This window comes from Acidimicrobiales bacterium, assembly GCA_035630295.1.
GTDB lineage: Bacteria > Actinomycetota > Acidimicrobiia > Acidimicrobiales > Iamiaceae > Iamia.
On the sequence record DASQKY010000012.1, the window covers coordinates 70,993 to 88,907 of the forward strand.

The following is a 17,915-nucleotide window of genomic DNA, read 5'->3' on the forward strand; positions in this document are numbered from 1 at the left end:
TCGCTAGCCCTGGGCGACCAGGCCGGCCGCGGCCCGGGCCTGGTCGAGGGCCTGGTCCAGGGCCTCGGGGTGGCGACCGCCGGCCACGGCCAGGTCCGCGCCCTTGCCCCCGCCCCCGCCCACGGTGCGGGCCGCCTCGGCGATGAGCTCGCCGGCGTGGAGGCCCGACCCCGGGGCCACGGCGGCCACCAGGGCCACGCCCCCGCCCTCGGGGGCGGCGCCCAGGACCACGCCCCGGATGCCGGGGCGGTCGCGGACGGCCAGGGCCAGGGTCCGCACCGCGTCGCGGTCCAGGCCGTCGGCCCGGGCCACGACCACGCCGTCCACGGCCTGGGCCGCCATCTCGGACGCGCCCCCGGCCGCCACCTGGGCCTTGAGCCCGCTGACCTCGTCGCGCAGGGCCTTGAGCTCGCCCAGCCGCTTCTCGATGCCCTCCAGCAGCTCGCCGGCCGGCACGCCGACCAGCTCCGCGGCCCGTCCCAGGGTGGCCTCCTCGGCCCGCAGGCGGTCGATGGGCCCGGTGCCGGTGACGGCCTCGATGCGGCGCAGGTTGGAGCCGATGGAGCTCTCGGACACGACCTTCATGGGCCCGATGTCGCCGGTGGCGGTGACGTGGGTGCCGCCGCACAGCTCGACCGAGTGGCGCCCGGCCTCCAGCACCCGGACCACGTCGCCGTACTTCTCCCCGAAGAAGGCGATGGCCCCCTTGGCCAGGGCCTCCTCCTTGGTGGCCTCGTAGTGGCGCACCGGGTCGTTGACCAGCACGGCCTCGTTGACCAGGTCCTCGATGCGGGTGATCTGCTCGGGGGTGACCGGCTCGTAGTGGCTGAAGTCGAAGCGGAACCGGTCGGGCGCCACCAGCGACCCCTGCTGCTTCACGTGGGGCCCCAGCACCTCGTGGAGGGCCCAGTGGAGCAGGTGGGTGCCGGTGTGGTTGCGCTTGATGGCGGCTCGGCGGGGGGCGTCGATGGCCGCCGTGACCCGGTCGCCCTCGGTGAGGGTGCCGTCGGTGATCCGGGCCCGGTGCCGGTGCAGGCCGGGCACCGCGAAGGTGGTATCGAGCACCTCGGCCGAGCCGGAGGGACCGGTGAGGGTGCCGGTGTCGCCCACCTGGCCGCCGGACTCGGCGTAGAACGGGGTGCGGTCCAGCACCACGTCGACCAGGGCCGGGTCGTCGCCCCCGGCCGGCACCACGGCCAGCACGGTGGCGTCGGTGGACTCCTCGTCCCGGCCGGTGAAGGTGGTGGGGCCGTGCTCGGCCACCAGGGCCTGGTAGGTGGCCTGGGCGTCGCCCCGCTCGGCCCCCTTGTTCTTGCGCCCGCCGGCCTTGGACTGGCGCTTCTGCTCGTCCATGGCCGTGTCGAAGGCGGCCCGGTCCACCGGGTGGCCCCGGTCCTCGGCGATCTCGGCCGTGACCTCGTAGGGGAACCCGTAGGTGTCGTGCAGGGTGAAGGCCACCTGCCCCGAGAGGGTGTCGCTGTCGGCCAGGTCGGCCATCTCGGCCTCCAGGATGCCCAGGCCGTTGCGGAGGGTGCGCCGGAACTGGGTCTCCTCCCGCTGCAGCACGCCCTGGACCACGTCCAGCCCGGAGCGGACCTCGGGGTAGGCGTCGCCCATGACCTCGGCCACGTGGCCGGCCAGGGGCACGGTGATCTCCTTCTCGACCCCCAACAGGTAGGCGAAGCGCACCGCCCGGCGGATGATGCGGCGGAGCACGTAGCCCCGCTCCTCGTTCGACGGGATGACCCCGTCGGCGATGAGGAAGGTCATGGTGCGGGCGTGGTCGGCCAGGAGGCGGAGGGCCACGTCGCTCTCGGCCGTGTCGCCGATGCGGCGCCCGGTGAGGGATTGGGCCGCGTCGACCAGGCGGCTGACCGAGTCGGCGGCGTAGAGCGACGGGCTGCCGGCCAGCACGCCCAGCACCCGCTCGAACCCGGCCCCGGTGTCGATGCCCTTGGAGGCCAGGTCGGACAGCTCCCCGTCGGCGCCCCGGTAGTACTGGGGGAACACCAGGTTCCAGAACTCGACGTAGCGCCGGTCGGCCTCCGGGTTGGCCGGGCCGCCCTCGGGGCCCAGGTCGGGCCCGAAGTCCCAGAACAGCTCGGAGCTGGGGCCGCAGGGGCCGACCTCGCCCATCTCCCAGAAGTTGTCGGCCCCCAGGCGCTGGATGCGCTCGGGCGCCACGCCCACGCCGTCGACCCAGATCTGGTGGGCCTCGTCGTCGCTGGTGTGGATGGTGACCCAGATGCGGTCGGGGTCGAGGCCCAGCCGCTCGGTCACGAACTCCCAGGCCCAGGGGATGGCCTCGTCCTTGAAGTAGTCCCCGAAGCTGAAGTTGCCCAGCATCTCGAAGAAGGAGAGGTGGCGGAGGCTGCGGCCGATGGCGTCGAGGTCGTTGTGCTTGCCCCCGGCCCGCACGCACTTCTGCACCGACGAGGCCCGGGGCGGGTCGAACGGCACCTGCTCCTCGCCCAGGAAGTAGGGCACGAACTGCATCATCCCCGAGTTGGTGAACATCGGGGCCGACGGGTGGTGCGGGATCAGGCCCGCCGACGGGACGGCCGTGTGCTGCTTCTCGGCGAAGAAGTCGGTCCAGGTTCGGCGCAGGTCGTCGGCGTGCATAGGCGCGGGCCAGCGTACTGGCCGCAACCCCTGGTCCCGGGACCGGTTCGCACTCCGCCCGCCCTCTTCGGCGGGTGCTCGCCGGTGCGACCGCTCAGCCGGCGCGACGCTCGGGGCGGTCGGGTGCCGCCTCGTCCGGCCCGGTGGGCCCGTCCGGCCCGGGACGCCGGAACCGCTGGTCGACCTGGGCCCGCATCTCGGCCTCGCGGGAGCGCATGGCGTCGACCCCCTCGGTGAGGGCGTCGCGCACCGCGGGGCCGACCCGGCGGGCGGCGTCGGTGGCCCGCTCCTGGACCTTCTCGGGCACGTACCGCTCGACGGCCACCTTGACCCGCCGCTGCACCCACAACGACGACCCGAGCCCGGCCGCGGTGCCGGTCACGAACCAGAACGTGCGCTTGGGCATGGGACGTCCTCCTCCGGGGCCGACGGGCGACCCCGCACCCTACCGAGCGGGAGGGAGGGCGCCGGCGGGGCAGGTGCTCCGTCGCCCGGATGCAGGCGGCGGGTGGCGGCACCGCCGGCCCCACCGTCACACCCCCTGCGTAGGGTCGGGGCATGGAACGGTCACGGGTGTGGCCGGTGCCGGCGGCCGTGGTCGGAGGTGCGGACTTCGACGCGCTGGTCGCCCTGGTGCCGGGTGCGTCGAGCGAGGAGGAGCTGCGCCAGGCATTGGTGATGGTCGATCGTCTCCGCGCCCGCCTGGACGGTGTGGCCGCCGGACTCGTGGGCTCGTTCGATGCCCGGTGCGTGTGGGCCGCTGATGGCGCTCGGGACGCGGCCGGGTGGGTGGCGGCTCGGACCGACGCGTCACGCTCGTCGGCGTCGGCGGAGGTGCGGGTGGCCCGGGCCGTGCGGGACATGCCGGCGGTGGAGGTCGCGGCGGTGACCGGGCGCCTGGGCCGGGAGAAGGTGCGAGCGCTGGCCTGGGCCCGCCAACCCGGCCTGGAAGAGGCGTTCGCGCTGTGCGAGGAGCAACTGGTCACCGAGGTGACCGGCACCACCGTGGCCGGCGCCTGGTGCTACCTCCGTCGCTGGGTGGCCGACGTCCGCGCCCGCCTCGGCGTCAACGAGCTCGACGGCGCGGCCCCGACGGAGGGCACCGGCCGCTCCAAGGTCACCCTCGCCACCGGGTTGGATGGCCGCTGGTTCGGGTCGCTCGACCTCGAAGCCGAGGACGGCGAGATCCTGGCCACCGCGGTCGACCACCAGGTCCAAGCCATGTGGGACCGCGGCGCCTTCACCGCCGAGGACGGCATGACCGCCCCCGAACGCCGAGCCCGCGCCCTGGTCGAGGTCCTCACCCGCGGCACCCACGGCGGAACCGGCGACAGCACCGCCCGCCCCCTCGTCCTCGCCCTCACCGACACCGCCACCCTCCATGGCCGAGCGCCCGCCCCTCGGGAAGGTGGTCCCTGTCGCCCCGAGCCAGCGACCACCCACCCCGCCACCATCGACCCGCCCGCGGCCTTCGATGAACTGGTGACGCCCGAGGGGTCAGTGATCTTGGCCCTCTCAGAGCTGTCACGTTCCGGGCCGGTACCGCCCGAGACGATCCGGCGCATGGCCTGCGAGGGCGACGTGGTACCCGTGACCGTGGCCCGGGACGGGACGCCGCTGGACATGGGACGCCGAAGCCGCCTCGCCACCCGGGCCCAACGGCGGGCCCTGCGGATCCGCGACCAGCACTGCACCTTCGCCGGGTGCACCGCACCGGCCGAGCACTGCATCGCCCACCACCTCACCCACTGGGAGCACGGCGGCCCCACCGACCTGGCCAACCTCACCCTCCTGTGCCGCCACCACCACCGCCTCGTCCACGAGGGCGGCTTCACCCTGGCCCGAGGACCCGACGGCCACCTGGGCACGATCCGCCCGGACGACACGCCGGTGACCGGCCACCGCCCGCACACCACATCACCCCTCCACCGGCACCGACCACCGTCCGGGCGCCGCCACCCCCGGAGCGTCGACCCCGACTCCGCCCCCGAGTCCGAAGCTCTCCAGATCACTCGCGCCACCCGAGAACGGATCGACGCCCTCGTGGTCCAGGCTCGCCGCCAACGCGGTGAGATCGTCGCGATTGGCTGCACGATGCCTCGCGGCTGGCAGCCTCCGCCAGGGCCTTAGCCTCACCTAGACCTTGTCGGGGTCTCCTCTTGGAGTGGAGACGAGAGGTCGGAATCACGGTATCTCGCGACGACAAGCGGCGTGGACCCGCGAAGGGGCGTCCGGTTCGCTGAACCGGACGCCCAATGATCTGGGTCGTGCCCAGAGTTGGATGCCTTCGGTGGGCCGGCTACGCCTTGCGCTACACGGTGACCCCCATGGCTGCCTTGTATCTGAGAGCGAACCGTGCGCCCAGGTCAGTTAGGCGATACGTCTTGATGGAAGCTGGTGCTGGCTCACCGCGGCGGATCACCTCGATGACCTTGGCTCGGTGCAACTTGTCGAGAATGGGATGAACACTTCCAGGTGACAGGTCGGCCTCGTGGGTGAAGTCGATCGCCCGGAACTCTCGATCTGGATTCGCGATGAGGAGCTCCAGAATCTTGCCCAGAGCTGCACTTCGGTTGAGGCGCGCCCTCTTCATGGACGATCGGAGGTCGGCGTCGTGCAGTTCGCCATAGAGGTCCCCACGTCGAGGGTCGGTCGCAAAGGCGAGGATCGGGATCAGGATCCAGGCGGTGATCGCCGCCAACAGCCGGGTCCGCCTCCAACTCGGGGCGGTACGGTTCTGCCTCCAGCTCGGGGCGGTATGGGTCCGCCCCCACCTCGGGGCGGGGATGGTGAGATTGTTCATGTGTCCTCTCCATATCGTGGGTGTTGAGATGTCGGTGTAACTCAAAAGTTGAGTTGCACCGAGTGTACACCCACACGAGTGCCGGGGACGAGCACTTGTTCTGCATGGGTTTGCGGCCCTCGTGAGACACGTGCTCGCAATCTGTCTCACCATGAACTAGAGTCGCTGTGGCCGAGGTCATGCACTTGTGGTGGCCCCCAGGACCCACAACGCGAGGGAGTCCACAACAATGAAGGAAGTCATCCAGATCCTGCTAGCACTCGGGCCGCTTCCTCTCCTGTGGATCCTGAGCCGACAGAGTGGAGTGCTATGGCGCCTGATGGAACTCCCCGGACTCGTGCGGGGTCGCCAAATGCGGTGGGCAATGCGGGATATCCCCCATCGTTGCGACCGGATCATGCTCGGTGCCCTCATCACTCTCGGATACCTGTGCTCCACGGTGACTGAGGCGGTCGACGCGGTCGACGAACGGCTCCGGCCCCTCCTCCTGGACCCGGCCACGGCAAGCCAGGGACGGGCGGAGACGTTCGGTTTCCTACGGACCCGAGTCGTGCGCCCGCCAGCAGTCGCTCTTTGGGCCTTACTGGTTTCCGTCCTCGGCTGGTTGGCTGGCAGTCTCATGTCGTGGACGCATGCCAATGGCGCCGCCATGGGCCACCTGACCACGCCATACGTGATGGCTCTGGTCACCATCTCCATGGCCCGGGTCGGCGACAACAAGAGACCCACGATCGACAATGAGAGCGGGTCGCTCGGCGCATTCATGGTGGCCGTCAGGATCGTTTCGCTAGGCTCCCTGTTGGCCCTGCTCTTGGGCCATGGGTGGTCAGAGGGCTCGCTTGCGGCCACGGCCCTCGGGACCGCCGGCCTGGTCGCAGCGACCGTCGGCGGGGCCGCACCCATCCGGCGTTGGCTGAGGGCTGGAACCTATGAGGGGTGGCGCCAGCTTTGGCTTGGACGGTGGATCATGGGTGGCGCCGTTCTCTGCGCCGCGGCCACCATGTGCGAGCTGATGACGCACCAGAGCGACATCACCGGGCTCTTCATCTCCTCGTCTCTCCTCGGCGCTACGGCCTTCATCGGCGCTGCGGGCGTATTCGCCCTGCTCGGCAAGAACCCCCCCGGTCCGTCCGAACTGGATCTGGTCAAGCATGGTGCAGGCCCGGACGACGGCGGGACCTCGGGCTAGCTCACTGGCATCCGGACCGGACGGTGAGTGGATCATCGAGGCCACCAACCTTGGTATCTGCTCTCGCCGTCACCACCCACTCGCACCGAGCCGATGCTGATCGCCCAGGCTCGCAGCCGGCGCGGCAAGACGGTGATGGCCGGGGCCGGCGCCCTAACGGGGGCGGGGCCGCGCCCTCCTAGCGGGAGCGGGGCGGGGGCTCGTCGCGGCCGCGGAGCTTGCGGGCGGCCCGCTGGGCGCCGGTGGCCGCCGCCGCGGTCTTGATGACCGGCTTGGACAGGGCCACGTACGCGGCCCGGGAGGCGCCGTCGACCCGGGACGAGACGGCCTCGGCGGCATCCAGGATCTCGTTGACCCGGGCCGTCTCCTCCCCGGCCCGGCGCACCGCCTCGGTGGCCTCCCGCAGGGCGGGCAGGGCCTCGCCGCGCACCTCGTCCAGGGCGGCGGCCACGTCCCGCACGGTGCGGGCCAGGCGGGTCACCACCACGGTGAGCACGGCCACCACGGCCAGGGCCGTCACCGTGCCGATCACCGCGGCCAGGTCGGCGGCGCTCACCCCGTCCCCCCCCGCAGCTCGGCCAGGCGGCGGCGCACGGCGTCCTCCCGGCCGTGCTCCGACGGCTCGTAGTAGACCCGGTCGGCCACCTCGTCGGGGCGGTGCTGCTGGGGCACCCAGCCCCGGGGGTCGTCGTGAGGGTACCGATAGCCCTCGCCGTGGCCCAGGCCCTTGGCTCCCTGGTAGTGGCCGTCGCGGAGGTGGGCCGGCACCCGCCCGGTGGGCCCCTCGCGCACGTCGGCCTGGGCCCGGCCCAGGGCCACGGTGACCCGGTTGGACTTGGGCGCGGTGGCCAGGTGGACCACGGCGTGGGCCAGGTTGAGCTGGGCCTCGGGCAGGCCCACGTGCTCCACGGCTCGGGCCGCGGCGTCGGCCACCAGCAGCGACAGCGGGTCGGCCATGCCCACGTCCTCGGAGGCCAGGATGACCAGGCGGCGGGCGATGAAGCGGGCGTCCTCGCCGGCCTCGAGCATGGTGGCCAACCACCACAGGCCGGCGTCGGGGTCCGAGCCCCGGATGCTCTTGATGAAGGCGCTGATCACGTCGTAGTGCTCGTCCCGCCCGTAGCGCAGGGCGTTGACCCCCAGGGCCGCCTCCACGTCGTCCACCCGCACGACCGGCGGGCCCTCGGCCCCCGCCCCACCCTCAGCGTCACGGCGCCGGCCCTCGGCCAGGGCCACCGCCACCTCCAGGGCGGTGAGGGTCTGGCGCCCGTCGCCCCCGGCCCGGGTCATGAGGTGGTCGATGGCCTCGTCGTCGGCCTCGGCCTCCTCGGCCCGTAGGCCGCGCTCGATGAGCTCCCGCACCGCCTCGGCCCCCAGGGGCTCCAGGCGGAACAGGGTGGAGCGGCTCATGAGGGGTGGGTTGACGGTGAAGTGGGGGTTCTCGGTGGTGGCCCCGATGAGGACCAGCAGGCCCTCCTCCACCGCCGGCAGCAGGGCGTCCTGCTGGGACTTGGAGAAGCGGTGGACCTCGTCCAGGAACAGGATGGTGCCCTGGCCCCGCTCCCCCAGCCGCTGGCGAGCCTGGGCGATGACCGTCCGCACGTCCTTGACCGAGGCGTCCACGGCCGAGAGGGCGGCGAAGGACTTCTCGGTGGTGCGGGCCACCAGCCGGGCCAGGGTGGTCTTCCCGGTGCCGGCCGGGCCCCACAGGATGGCCGAGGACAGGCGGTCGGCCTCGATGAGCCGCCGGAGGGGCTTGCCCGGGCCCAGGAGGTGGTCCTGGCCCACCACCTCGTCCAGCGAGGTGGGGCGCAGGCGGTCGGCCAGGGGCGCCCGGGCCGCCAGGCGCTCGGAGGCCGCCGCCGCGAAGAGGTCGTCGGGCACCGGCCGAGGGTACCCGGATCCCCTGGGCTCCCGAGCCGGTCAGGCCTTGGGGGGCAGGGCCCGGAGGCCGAGGTCGCCGAGCTGGGCCGCCTCCATCGGGGTGGGGGCGTCGGTCATGGGGTCGACGCCGGACTGGGGCTTGGGGAAGGCGATGACCTCCCGGATGTTGTCCTCGCCGGCCAGGATGGCGGCCAGCCGGTCGATCCCCAGCCCGAACCCCCCGTGGGGCGGGGCGCCGTAGCGGAACGGGGCCAGGAAGAACCCGAAGCGGCGGTCGGCCTCGGACTCGGAGATGCCCAGCAGCCGGAAGATGCGGGCCTGGAGGTCGGGCTCGTGGATCCGGATCGACCCCGAGCCCAGCTCCCACCCGTTGAGGACCAGGTCGTAGGCCAGGGACCGCACGGCCATGGGGTCGGACTCCAGGCGGCCCAGGTCGTCGGGGTGGGGGCGGGTGAAGGGGTGGTGGGCCGGCTGCGGGTTCCCGGCGCCGTCGCGGCCCACGAACATGGGGAAGTCGACCACCCACACGTAGCGGTAGGGGCCCTCGTGCACCGGGGGGCGGCCCAGGTCGTTGCGGAGGGTGCCCAGCACCTCGCAGGTGCGCTCCCACTCGTCGGCCACGATGAGCAGCAGGTCGCCGGGCTCGGCCTCGAACGCGCTCACCAGGGCGGCCTGCTCGTCGTCGGAGAGGAACTTGGCCACCGGCGAGGCCAGCGTGGGCCCGTCCTCCACCTTCATCCAGACCAGGCCCTTGGCCCCCAGGCCCTTGGCCCGCTCGGTCAGCGCGTCGAGCTTGTTGCGCCCGAAGTCCCCCGCCCCGCCCGGCACCCGGATGCCCTTGACGGACGAGGCCTTGAAGGCGTTGAAGCCCGTCTCGGCGAAGACCGCGGTGAGCTCCACCAGCTCCAGGCCGAAGCGCAGGTCGGGCTTGTCGATGCCGTAGCGGTCCATGGCCTGGTGCCAGGTGATCTGCTCGATGGGGGGCGGGGCCTCGCCGGTCACCGCCTCGACGGCGGCGGTGACGGCCGCCGAGGTGAAGGCCAGCACGTCGTCCTGGGTGACGAAGCTGGCCTCCAGGTCGAGCTGCATGAACTCGTACTGGCGGTCGGCCCGCAGGTCCTCGTCGCGGAGGCAGCGGGCGATCTGGAAGTAGCGGTCCAGCCCGCCGACCATGAGGAGCTGCTTGTAGAGCTGGGGGCTCTGGGGCAGGGCGTAGGCCGCGCCGGGGCGCTGGCGACTGGGGACCAGGAACTCCCGGGCCCCCTCCGGGGTGGAGGGCATGAGCATGGGCGTCTCGACCTCGACGAAGCCCTGGTCCTCCATGGAGCGCCGGATGGCCGAGTTCACCGCGGCGCGGACCCGCAGGTTGCGCTGCATGCGGCCCCGGCGCAGGTCCAGGTAGCGGTGGCGCAGGCGCACCATCTCGTCCACGTCGTCGGCCCGCTCGTCCACGGGGAACGGCGGGGGCTCGGCCGCCGAGAGGACCTCGACGGTGCAGTCCTGCACCTCGACCTCGCCGGTGGGCAGCTTCGTGTTGACCGTTCCCTCGGGCCGGCGGCGCACGGTGCCGGTGATGCGCACCACGTACTCGCTGCGGACGTCGACCGAGCCGTCGACCACGCACTGGACGATGCCGGTGTGGTCCCGCAGGTCGACGAAGGCCAGGTGCTCGCCGTGCTCGCGGCGGCGCCCGACCCAGCCGCACACCGACACCTCCCGGTCGACGTGGTCGGGGCGGACCTCGCCGCAGTAGACGGTGCGCAGGCCGGCGGCCTCAGGCATGGGACGGGCTCCCTTGGGGATGACGGGGGGTGCGGAGGGCGGCGACCAGGTCGGCCCGGGCCACGGCGCGCTGCTCGGCGCCGAACTCGCCCCGCAGGGGGCGGATGGTGACCACGCCGTCGGCCACCTCCTGCTCGCCCACGATGAGGGCCACCTCGGCGCCGGAACGGTCGGCCGCCTTCATCTGGGCCCGCATGGAGCGCCCGTCGAAGGCCCGGTCGACGCGGAGGCCGGCCCGGCGCAGGTCGCGGGTCAGGTCGCGGGCGTGGTCGCCCCCGGTGACGTCGACCACGAAGGCGTCGAGGCCGGCGGCCGCGGGGGGCCCGGCCGCCTCGGCGGCGCAGGCCAGCAACACCCGCTCGATGCCGGAGCCGAAGCCGATCCCGGGGGTGGGCGGGCCGCCCAGGTCCTCGGCCAGGCCGTCGTAGCGGCCCCCGCCCAGGATGGTGCTCTGGGCCGCGTCGAGGGCGTCGCTCTGCACCTCGAAGGTGGTGTGGGTGTAGTAGTCGAGGCCCCGTACCAGCCGGTGGTCGCGGATGTAGTCGATGCCGGCCGCGCCCAGCCCGTCCTCGACCCGCTCGATGTGGGCCCGGGCCTCCTCCGAGAGCGACTCGGTGATGCGGGGGGCGTCGGCCACCGCGGCCCGGGTGGCGGGCCGCTTGCTGTCGAGGACCCGGAGGGGGTTGGCGGCCACCTTGGGCCGGTCGTCCTCGGCCAGGTCGTCGACCCGGCCGGCCAGCCAGGCCCGGAGCACGTCGGTGTAGGCCACGCGGTCGGCCCGGGTCCCCATGCTGTTGAGCACCAGGGTGAAGCGGCGCAGGCCCAGGGCCCGCAGGTAGTCGTGGCCCAGGGTGATGGCCTCGACGTCGAGGTCCGGGTCGGCCGATCCCAGGGCCTCCACCCCCACCTGGTGGTGCTGGCGGAGGCGCCCCGACTGGGGCTGCTCGTAGCGGAAGCAGGGCGTGGCGTACCAGGCCTTCCACGGGGTCGGGGGCCGGTGCTGCACGAAGGCCCGCACCACCGAGGCCGTCCCCTCCGGCCGCAGGGCGATGTGGCGGTCGCCCTTGTCCTGGAAGTCGTACATCTCCTTGGTGACCACGTCGGTGCCCTCGCCCAGGCGACGGAACACGCCGATGTCCTCGAACATCGGGGTCTGCACCAGCCCGTAGCCCGACGCCGTGGCCAGGCCGGCGAAGGTGGCCAGCAGCTCCTGCCAGCGGGCCGACTCGGGGGCCAGGACGTCCTGGGTGCCCTTCGGGGCGCGGAAGGACGGACGGTCGGCCACGGCCGGCGAGGCTAGCGGTCACCCCCTGCGGCGCCGGCCTCCATGTCCGCCCTGGGCGGGCAGGAGAAGGTGGGGCGCCGCGTCCCACGAGCGGCGCCCCACCGGATCCGGCGGCCCGGGCCGGCCACGCCTCGCCCGGGCCGGGAGCTCAGCCCGACACCGTCTCGACCAGGGCCCGGCAGAAGGCCGGCAGGTCGTCGGGCTTGCGGCTGGTGATCAGGGGGCCCGGGCCGGAGCGGTCGACCACCAGCTCCTCGTCGACCCACTCGGCCCCGGCGTTGGTCAGGTCGGTGGACAGGCTGGGCCAGCTGGTGAGGCGACGGCCGCTGGCCACGCCGGCGTCGATCAGCGTCCACGGGGCGTGGCAGATGGCGGCGATCGGGGTGCCGGCGTCGGCGGCCTGGTGGACGAAGCGCACCGCCTCGGGCACGGTGCGGAGCTGATCGGGGTTGGCCACCCCGCCGGGGAGGACGACGGCGGCGTAGTCGGCCGGTTGGGCCTCGCCCACGGCCCGGTCGACCTCGAAGGTGTCGGCCTTGTCGAGGTGGTCGTACCCCTGGACCTTGCCCGTCTCGGGGGCGAGGAGCACGGGCGTGCCGCCGGCCTCCTCCACCGCCTTCCACGGCTCGGTCAGCTCCACCTGCTCGATGCCCTCCATGGCCACCAGGAAGGCGATGGTCTTGCCTGCGAGCTCGTCGGTCACCGGATCCTCCCGGGATCGTCGTTCGGGACGGCGCCCCGCTACCCACGCCGCCGCACCTCAACCACCACGCGCCAGGGCGCGGGCCGGCCGCGGTCGGGCCCTATCCCCCGTTGCCCTGACGGCCGGGCATGACCCGGTAGGCCTCGAAGACGCCGTCGATGCCCCGCACCGAGCGCAGCACCGACTCCAGGTGCGAGGGGTCGCCCAGCTCGACGTCGAAGCGCATGATGGTCACCCGGTCGGGGCCGGACCGCGAGTCGCAGGCCAGGATGTTGATGTTGTGGTCGGCGAAGGCCGACGACGTGTCGCCCAGCAGGCGGGGCCGATCCAGGGCCTTTATCTCCACCCCGGCGGTGAAGGAGCCGGCCCCGTCCTCGTCCCACTCCACCTCGATGAGGCGGCCGCCCTGGCCGGTGGACAGCGACACCGCGTTGGCGCAGTCCGTGCGGTGCACCGACACGCCCCGCCCCCGGGTGACGAAGCCCATGATCTCGTCGCCCGGCACCGGGGTGCAGCACTTGGCCAGGCGCACCATGACGTCGTCCAGGCCCTCCACGTGGACGCCGATGCCGGCCCGGTCCGCCCGGGGGCGGCGAGGGGTGCGGGCCGTGGTCGGGAGCTGGTCCTCCTCGTCGGGGTCGCCGCTGCGGAGCCGCTTGGCGATGCGGCTGGCCACCGACTCCGGCGACACGTGGTGCTCGCCGATGGCGGTGTGCAGGGCGTCGACGTCGGTGTGGTTGATCTCCCGGGCGACCTCGTCCAGGAGGGTGTGGCTCACGCCCCGCACCGGGAGGCCCTCGCGGCGCAGGGCCTTGACCAGGTCCTCCCGCCCGGCGGCCAGGGCGTCCTCCCGCCGCTCCCGCGAGAACCACTGGCGGATCTTGTTGGAGGCCCGCGGCGTCTTGACCAGCTGGAGCCAGTCCCGCTTGGGCCCCGCCCCCTGGGTGCGGGAGGTGACGATCTCGCAGGTGTCACCGGAGTGGAGCGGGTGGTCCAGCGAGACCAGGCGGCCGTTGACCTTGGCCCCGGCGCAGGCGTGGCCCACCTCGGTGTGCACGGCGTAGGCGAAGTCGATGGGCGTGGCCCCGTTGACCAGGGTCATGATGCGGCCCTTGGGGGTGAAGACGTAGACCTCGTCCTGGTCCAGGTCGACCTTGAGGGCGTTGTAGAACTGCTCGGGGTCGGTGATCTCCTGCTGCCAGTCGACGATGCGGTTGAGCCACACCATGGCGTCGGCGTCGGCCCCGGCCTCCTTGTAGGAGTAGTGGGCGGCCACGCCCACCTCGGCCCGGCTGTGCATCTCCCGGGTGCGGATCTGCACCTCCAGGGGCTTGCCCTGGGGCCCCACCACCGTGGTGTGCAGCGACTGGTAGAGGTTGAACTTGGGGTGGGCGATGTAGTCCTTGAACCGGCCCTGCACCGGCGTCCAGGTGGCGTGGATGGAGCCCAGCGCCGCGTAGCAGTCCTTCACCGCGTCGACCAGGACCCGGATGCCCACCAGGTCGAAGATGTCGTCGAAGGCCCGGCCCTTCACCACCATCTTCTCGTAGATGCTCCAGTAGTGTTTGGGCCGGCCGGTGATCTCGGCGTCGATGCGCAGCTCCTTGATGCGGGCCTGCACGTCCTCCAGCACCTGGGTCAGGTACAGGTCCCGCTCGGGGGCCCGCATGGACACCATGTGGTCGATCTCGGCGTAGCGCTTGGGGTGCTGGGTGGCGAAGGCCAGGTCCTCCAACTGCTGGCGCAGGTCCTGCATGCCCAACCGGTGGGCCAGGGGGGCGTAGACGTCCAAGGTCTCCCGGGCGATGCGCTGCTGCTTCCACTCCGGCAGGGCGGCCAGGGTCCGCATGTTGTGGAGCCGGTCGGCCAGCTTGATGATGATGACCCGCAGGTCGCGGGCCATGGCCACCAGCACCTTGCGGACCGTGGCCGCCTGCTGGGCCTCCTTGGAGTCGAAGTTCAGCCGCTCGATCTTGGTGACCCCGTCGACCAGGTGGCGCACCTGGGAGCCGAACACGCGCTCCACGTCGCCCAGCGACATGGCCGTGTCCTCCACCGCGTCGTGGAGGAGGGCGGCGGCGATGGTGACGTCGTCGAGCCCCAGGTGGGCCACGATGCGGGCCACGGCCAGCGGGTGGGTGACGTACGCCTCGCCCGTCTTGCGGACCTGGCCGGCGTGGGCCACCTTGGCCGCGTCGTAGGCCTGGGTGATGAGGGCGGTCGAGCCCTTGGGGTGGCGCTCCCGGTAGTCCTCCAGCAGCGGGGCCAGGGCCTCGTCCCGGGGCGCGGCCGACCGCCTCCAGGGCAGCACCCGGTCGACGGTCGGCACAGGCGCCATTGTGGCGCGTGCCGGGCCCGTTCCACGCGTTGCCGCGGGGAACGGGGGTCGGGTCAGCGGCGCTTGCCCTGCTTGCGGGGCCGGGGCGGGTGGGTGCGCAGGGTGGAGGTGCCGACCTTGCCGCTGGTGGGCCGGGTCGGGGGCGGGCGCCGGGGCACCGGATCACCGGAGGTGGCGCCGTCCCCGTCGCCGGCCGCCTCGGGCTGCAGGTCGGCGGCGGTGATCGCGGCCCGTTCGCCCTTCTCGGCCAGGCGGGCCCGCAGGGTGCGGTAACGGGGCTCGCGCTCCTTGAGGATGGCCAGCAGGGGCGAGGCGATGAAGATGGACGAGTAGGCCCCCGACATCTGGCCGATGAACAGGGCCAGGCCGAACTCCTGGAGGGTGGTGGCCCCCAGGGCCAGCGAGCCCACCAGCAGCACCGAGATGATGGGGATGATGGCGGTGATCTGCGTGTTCAGGGACCGCATCAGGACCTGGTTGAGCGACAGGTCCATCATCTCGCTGTAGGTCATGCGCGCGTTGGCGGTGAGCAGCCGGGTGTTCTCGTCGACCCGGTCGAAGACCACGATGCCGTCGTAGATGGAGAAGCCCAGGATGGTCAGGATGGCGATGACCGTGGCCGGGGTGACCGGGAGCTGGAGCACGGCGTAGACCCCGACCACCACCAGGATGTCGTGGACCAGGGCCCCGAGGGTGGCCACCGCCATCCGGAACTCGAAGCGGATGGTGATGTAGATGACGATGGCGATCAGGAAGAACACCAGGGCCCGCAGGGCCTTCTCGGAGATCTCCTGCCCCCAGGAGGCGCCCACGCTGCTGACCACCACGTCCTCGGCCTCGACCCCGGCCAGCTCGGCCAGGGCCTCGACCACCTCGTCGTTGCGCTCCTGGCGCTGGGCGTCGGTGCCCTCGATCTCCGGGGTCTGGACGCGCAGGTCGTCGCCGACCTCCTGGACCTCGACCTCGGGGAAGCCGAGATCCTCCATGGTCTCCTCGGTCTGGGCCACGGTGGTGCCGCTGGCCCGCACCTCCCACTGGGCCCCGCCGGTGAAGTCGATGCCCAGGTTGAGCCCGCCCCGGCCCAGGAAGCCGATCACGCCGACGAGGATGATGGCGGCGGAGATGGCGAACCACAGCCGGGCCCGGCCGATGATCTTGAACTCGGTCTCGCCGTGGTAGAGGCGGCGCAGCAGGCCCCGCTTCTCCTCGGTCGGGTCGGTGATGGGGCTGGTCACGAGCGTGCTCCGACGGTCGAGGCGCCACCGTCACTGCGGCCCAGGCCGCGGGCGACGCCGAAGATGCGGTTCTCGGTGAAGAACGAGCTGCGGGCCAGCAGCGCCACCACGGGCCGGTCGAAGCAGTAGGCCACGAACAGGTCGAGCACCACCGACAGGCCCAGGAAGAAGGCGAAGCCCCGCACCGCGCCCACGGTGAGGTACCAGAGCAGGGCGGCGCCCATCAGCGAGGCCAGGTCGGCGGTGAGGATGGTGCGGAAGGCCTTCTGGAAGCCCTTCTCGGTCGAGCTGCGGACCGACTTGCCCAGGCGGACCTCGTCCTTGAGCCGCTCGAAGTGGACCACGTAGGAGTCCACCGTGGTGCCCAGCGAGACCACGATGCCGACCACCCCCGCCAGGGACAGGGTCAGGCCCTGGGTGGAGGACAGCCAGCACACCACCCCGTACATCAGAGCCCCCCACACGCCGAGGCCCAGCACCACCACCACGCCCAGGGCCCGGTAGTAGGCGAGCAGGTACAGGGCCACGGCCACCAGGCCGATGCCACCGGCCAGCACGCCGGCCCGGAGCGAGTCGTCGCCCAGGGTGGGCGACACCTGGCGCTCGGCGCTGCGGGTGAACTCGACGGGCAGGGCGCCGTAGCGCAGCTTGAGGGCCAGGTCCTTGGCCTGGCCCTCGGTGAAGCCGGCCGTGCCCCCGCCGCTGATGGTGAACTCGCCGTTGGCCAGGTCGGGGTTGTTGACCTCGGGGGCCGACACCACCTGGTCGTCCAGCACGATGGCGGCCAGGCCCTTGCCGCCCTGGCCGGCGGCCGGGCAGGTGTCCTCGGCCCGGTTGCAGGCGTTGAACATGTCGTTGGCGGCGTCGCGCTGGTTGCCCTTGATCGTCACGTTGACCGTCCAGGCCGACTGGCCGGCCTGGCCCAGGGCGGCGGTGGCCTTGCTGAGGGCGGCGCCCTCGAAGGCCGGCGGCCCGAGGGCCATGCAGGCGCCCCCGCCCTCGAGGGGCAGGACCACCGAGCCGGGGGCGGGCGCGGCCGGGGCGGCGGGCGCCGTGCTCCCGGCCGGGGCGGTGGTCTGGCCCGGGGCGGTGGAGGCCGGCGGGGCGGTCGTCGACCCGGTGGAGGGGGCGGTGGTGCTGGACGGGTCGGGCGTCTGGCGGCCGGGGATGGGCGGGCCGGCGTTCTCGCCGTCGACCACGCCGGTGGCGGGCCGCGGCCCCGGGACGGGGGCGCCCTGCTCGTCGGCCGGAGGTGCCGTGGTCTCGGCCGAGCCCGTCGCGGTGGTGGCCGGCGGCGCCGTGGTGGCCCCCGGGGCGGTGGTGGCGCTCGGGTCGGCCGGCGTGGTGGCACCCGGGTCGGCCGGCGTGGTGGCGGCCCCCGGGTCGGCGGCGGGAGCCGGCGCCGCGCCCTCGGGGGGCAGGCACGGGTCGCGACCGGCGTCGGCCGCCTCCTGGGAGTAGGTGATGTTGGGCTGGAGCACGGGCCGGAACTCCAGCTTGGCCGTGGTGCCCACCACCTCCTGGGCCCGGGCCCGGTCCTTCACGCCCGGCAGCTCGACCACCACGTTGTCGCCCTGGCGGGTGACCTCGGGCTCGGCCACGCCCAGGCCGTCGATGCGCTGGCGAATGATCTCCATGGCCTGGTCGATGGTGTCGTCGGCCGGGTCGCCCTTGGCCGTCAGCACCACCGAGAAGCCACCTTGCAGGTCGAGGCCCAGCTGCGGCGTGCTCCGGTTGGCGGCCACCACGGTGAGCGACAGGGCGGCCAGGCCCAGCACCAGGGCCAGGGCTCCGAGGCCCCGGTTGCGCATCCGGGCCAGCCGGCCCGTCTGGCGGGCGTAGTCCCGCCAGGCCAGGGCCAGGACGGCCAGCGGCACGCCGGCCCGCAGGACCCAACCCCAGAACGTCTCGGGCCAGCCGGTCAGGGCCGAGAAGACGGCCAGGGCCACGCAGGCCACCACCACCAACCCGAGGACGGCCCGGGACGTGGCGGTGCGGCGGCGGGTCACGACGCCACCGCCGGGAGGGGGGCGCCCGGGCGCGCCGGGAGCACCGACGCGAGGGCTGCGGAGGG

Annotated in this window: 13 protein-coding genes; 2 read left to right on the forward strand and 11 right to left on the reverse strand. The window is 73.1% G+C overall.

The window, feature by feature from the left end:
* Positions 1–3: 3 nt before the first annotated feature.
* Together alaS and VEW93_03450 are read right to left on the reverse strand one after the other, a co-directional pair.
* Complete coding sequence (alaS, locus tag VEW93_03445) at positions 4–2,622, reverse strand: alanine--tRNA ligase (GenBank protein HYI60842.1); 2,619 nt, start codon at positions 2,620–2,622, stop codon at positions 4–6.
* 94 nt (positions 2,623–2,716) lie between these two features.
* On the reverse strand, positions 2,717–3,028 hold the full coding sequence (locus VEW93_03450) for a hypothetical protein (protein ID HYI60843.1): 312 nt from the start codon (positions 3,026–3,028) through the stop codon (positions 2,717–2,719).
* Between the two features lie 152 nt (positions 3,029–3,180).
* Here VEW93_03450 and VEW93_03455 point away from each other — a divergent pair, with 152 nt between their 5' ends.
* Entirely contained in the window at positions 3,181–4,752 is a 1,572-nt protein-coding gene (locus tag VEW93_03455) for a DUF222 domain-containing protein (protein ID HYI60844.1), read from the forward strand.
* A 181-nt stretch (positions 4,753–4,933) separates the two neighbouring features.
* Here VEW93_03455 and VEW93_03460 read toward each other — a convergent pair whose 3' ends face one another.
* Positions 4,934–5,323, reverse strand: coding sequence for a PadR family transcriptional regulator (locus VEW93_03460; protein HYI60845.1), 390 nt, complete (start codon positions 5,321–5,323; stop codon positions 4,934–4,936).
* 331 nt (positions 5,324–5,654) lie between these two features.
* On the opposite strand from VEW93_03460, the gene VEW93_03465 reads away from it, so the two are divergent.
* Positions 5,655–6,614 carry a hypothetical protein gene (locus VEW93_03465; GenBank protein HYI60846.1) on the forward strand — a complete coding sequence of 320 codons (960 nt, stop codon included), beginning with the start codon at positions 5,655–5,657 and terminating at the stop codon, positions 6,612–6,614.
* 178 nt (positions 6,615–6,792) lie between these two features.
* On the opposite strand, the gene VEW93_03470 is transcribed toward VEW93_03465, so the two are convergent.
* The 8 genes from VEW93_03470 to secD all read right to left on the reverse strand — a co-directional run bounded on the left by VEW93_03470 (position 6,793) and on the right by secD (position 17,850).
* Positions 6,793–7,170, reverse strand: a complete 378-nt coding sequence (locus VEW93_03470; protein ID HYI60847.1) for a hypothetical protein — start codon at positions 7,168–7,170, stop codon at positions 6,793–6,795.
* The gene (locus VEW93_03475; GenBank protein HYI60848.1) at positions 7,167–8,498 is read right to left on the reverse strand and encodes a replication-associated recombination protein A; all 1,332 of its coding nucleotides are present in this window, start codon (positions 8,496–8,498) and stop codon (positions 7,167–7,169) included. Before VEW93_03475 ends, VEW93_03470 begins: the two co-directional genes overlap by 4 nt.
* 39 nt (positions 8,499–8,537) lie before the next feature.
* Positions 8,538–10,280, reverse strand: coding sequence for an aspartate--tRNA ligase (gene aspS, locus VEW93_03480; protein ID HYI60849.1), 1,743 nt, complete (start codon positions 10,278–10,280; stop codon positions 8,538–8,540).
* Entirely contained in the window at positions 10,273–11,565 is a 1,293-nt protein-coding gene (hisS, locus tag VEW93_03485; protein HYI60850.1) for a histidine--tRNA ligase, read from the reverse strand. The genes aspS and hisS overlap by 8 nt, the downstream gene beginning before the upstream one ends.
* Before the next feature lie 148 nt (positions 11,566–11,713).
* The gene (locus VEW93_03490; protein ID HYI60851.1) at positions 11,714–12,268 is read right to left on the reverse strand and encodes a type 1 glutamine amidotransferase domain-containing protein; all 555 of its coding nucleotides are present in this window, start codon (positions 12,266–12,268) and stop codon (positions 11,714–11,716) included.
* 100 nt (positions 12,269–12,368) lie between these two features.
* Entirely contained in the window at positions 12,369–14,606 is a 2,238-nt protein-coding gene (locus VEW93_03495; GenBank protein HYI60852.1) for a bifunctional (p)ppGpp synthetase/guanosine-3',5'-bis(diphosphate) 3'-pyrophosphohydrolase, read from the reverse strand.
* A gap of 53 nt (positions 14,607–14,659) precedes the next feature.
* Complete coding sequence (gene secF, locus VEW93_03500) at positions 14,660–15,841, reverse strand: protein translocase subunit SecF (protein HYI60853.1); 1,182 nt, start codon at positions 15,839–15,841, stop codon at positions 14,660–14,662.
* Complete coding sequence (gene secD, locus VEW93_03505) at positions 15,838–17,850, reverse strand: protein translocase subunit SecD (protein HYI60854.1); 2,013 nt, start codon at positions 17,848–17,850, stop codon at positions 15,838–15,840. Before secD ends, secF begins: the two co-directional genes overlap by 4 nt.
* Positions 17,851–17,915: the final 65 nt, after the last annotated feature.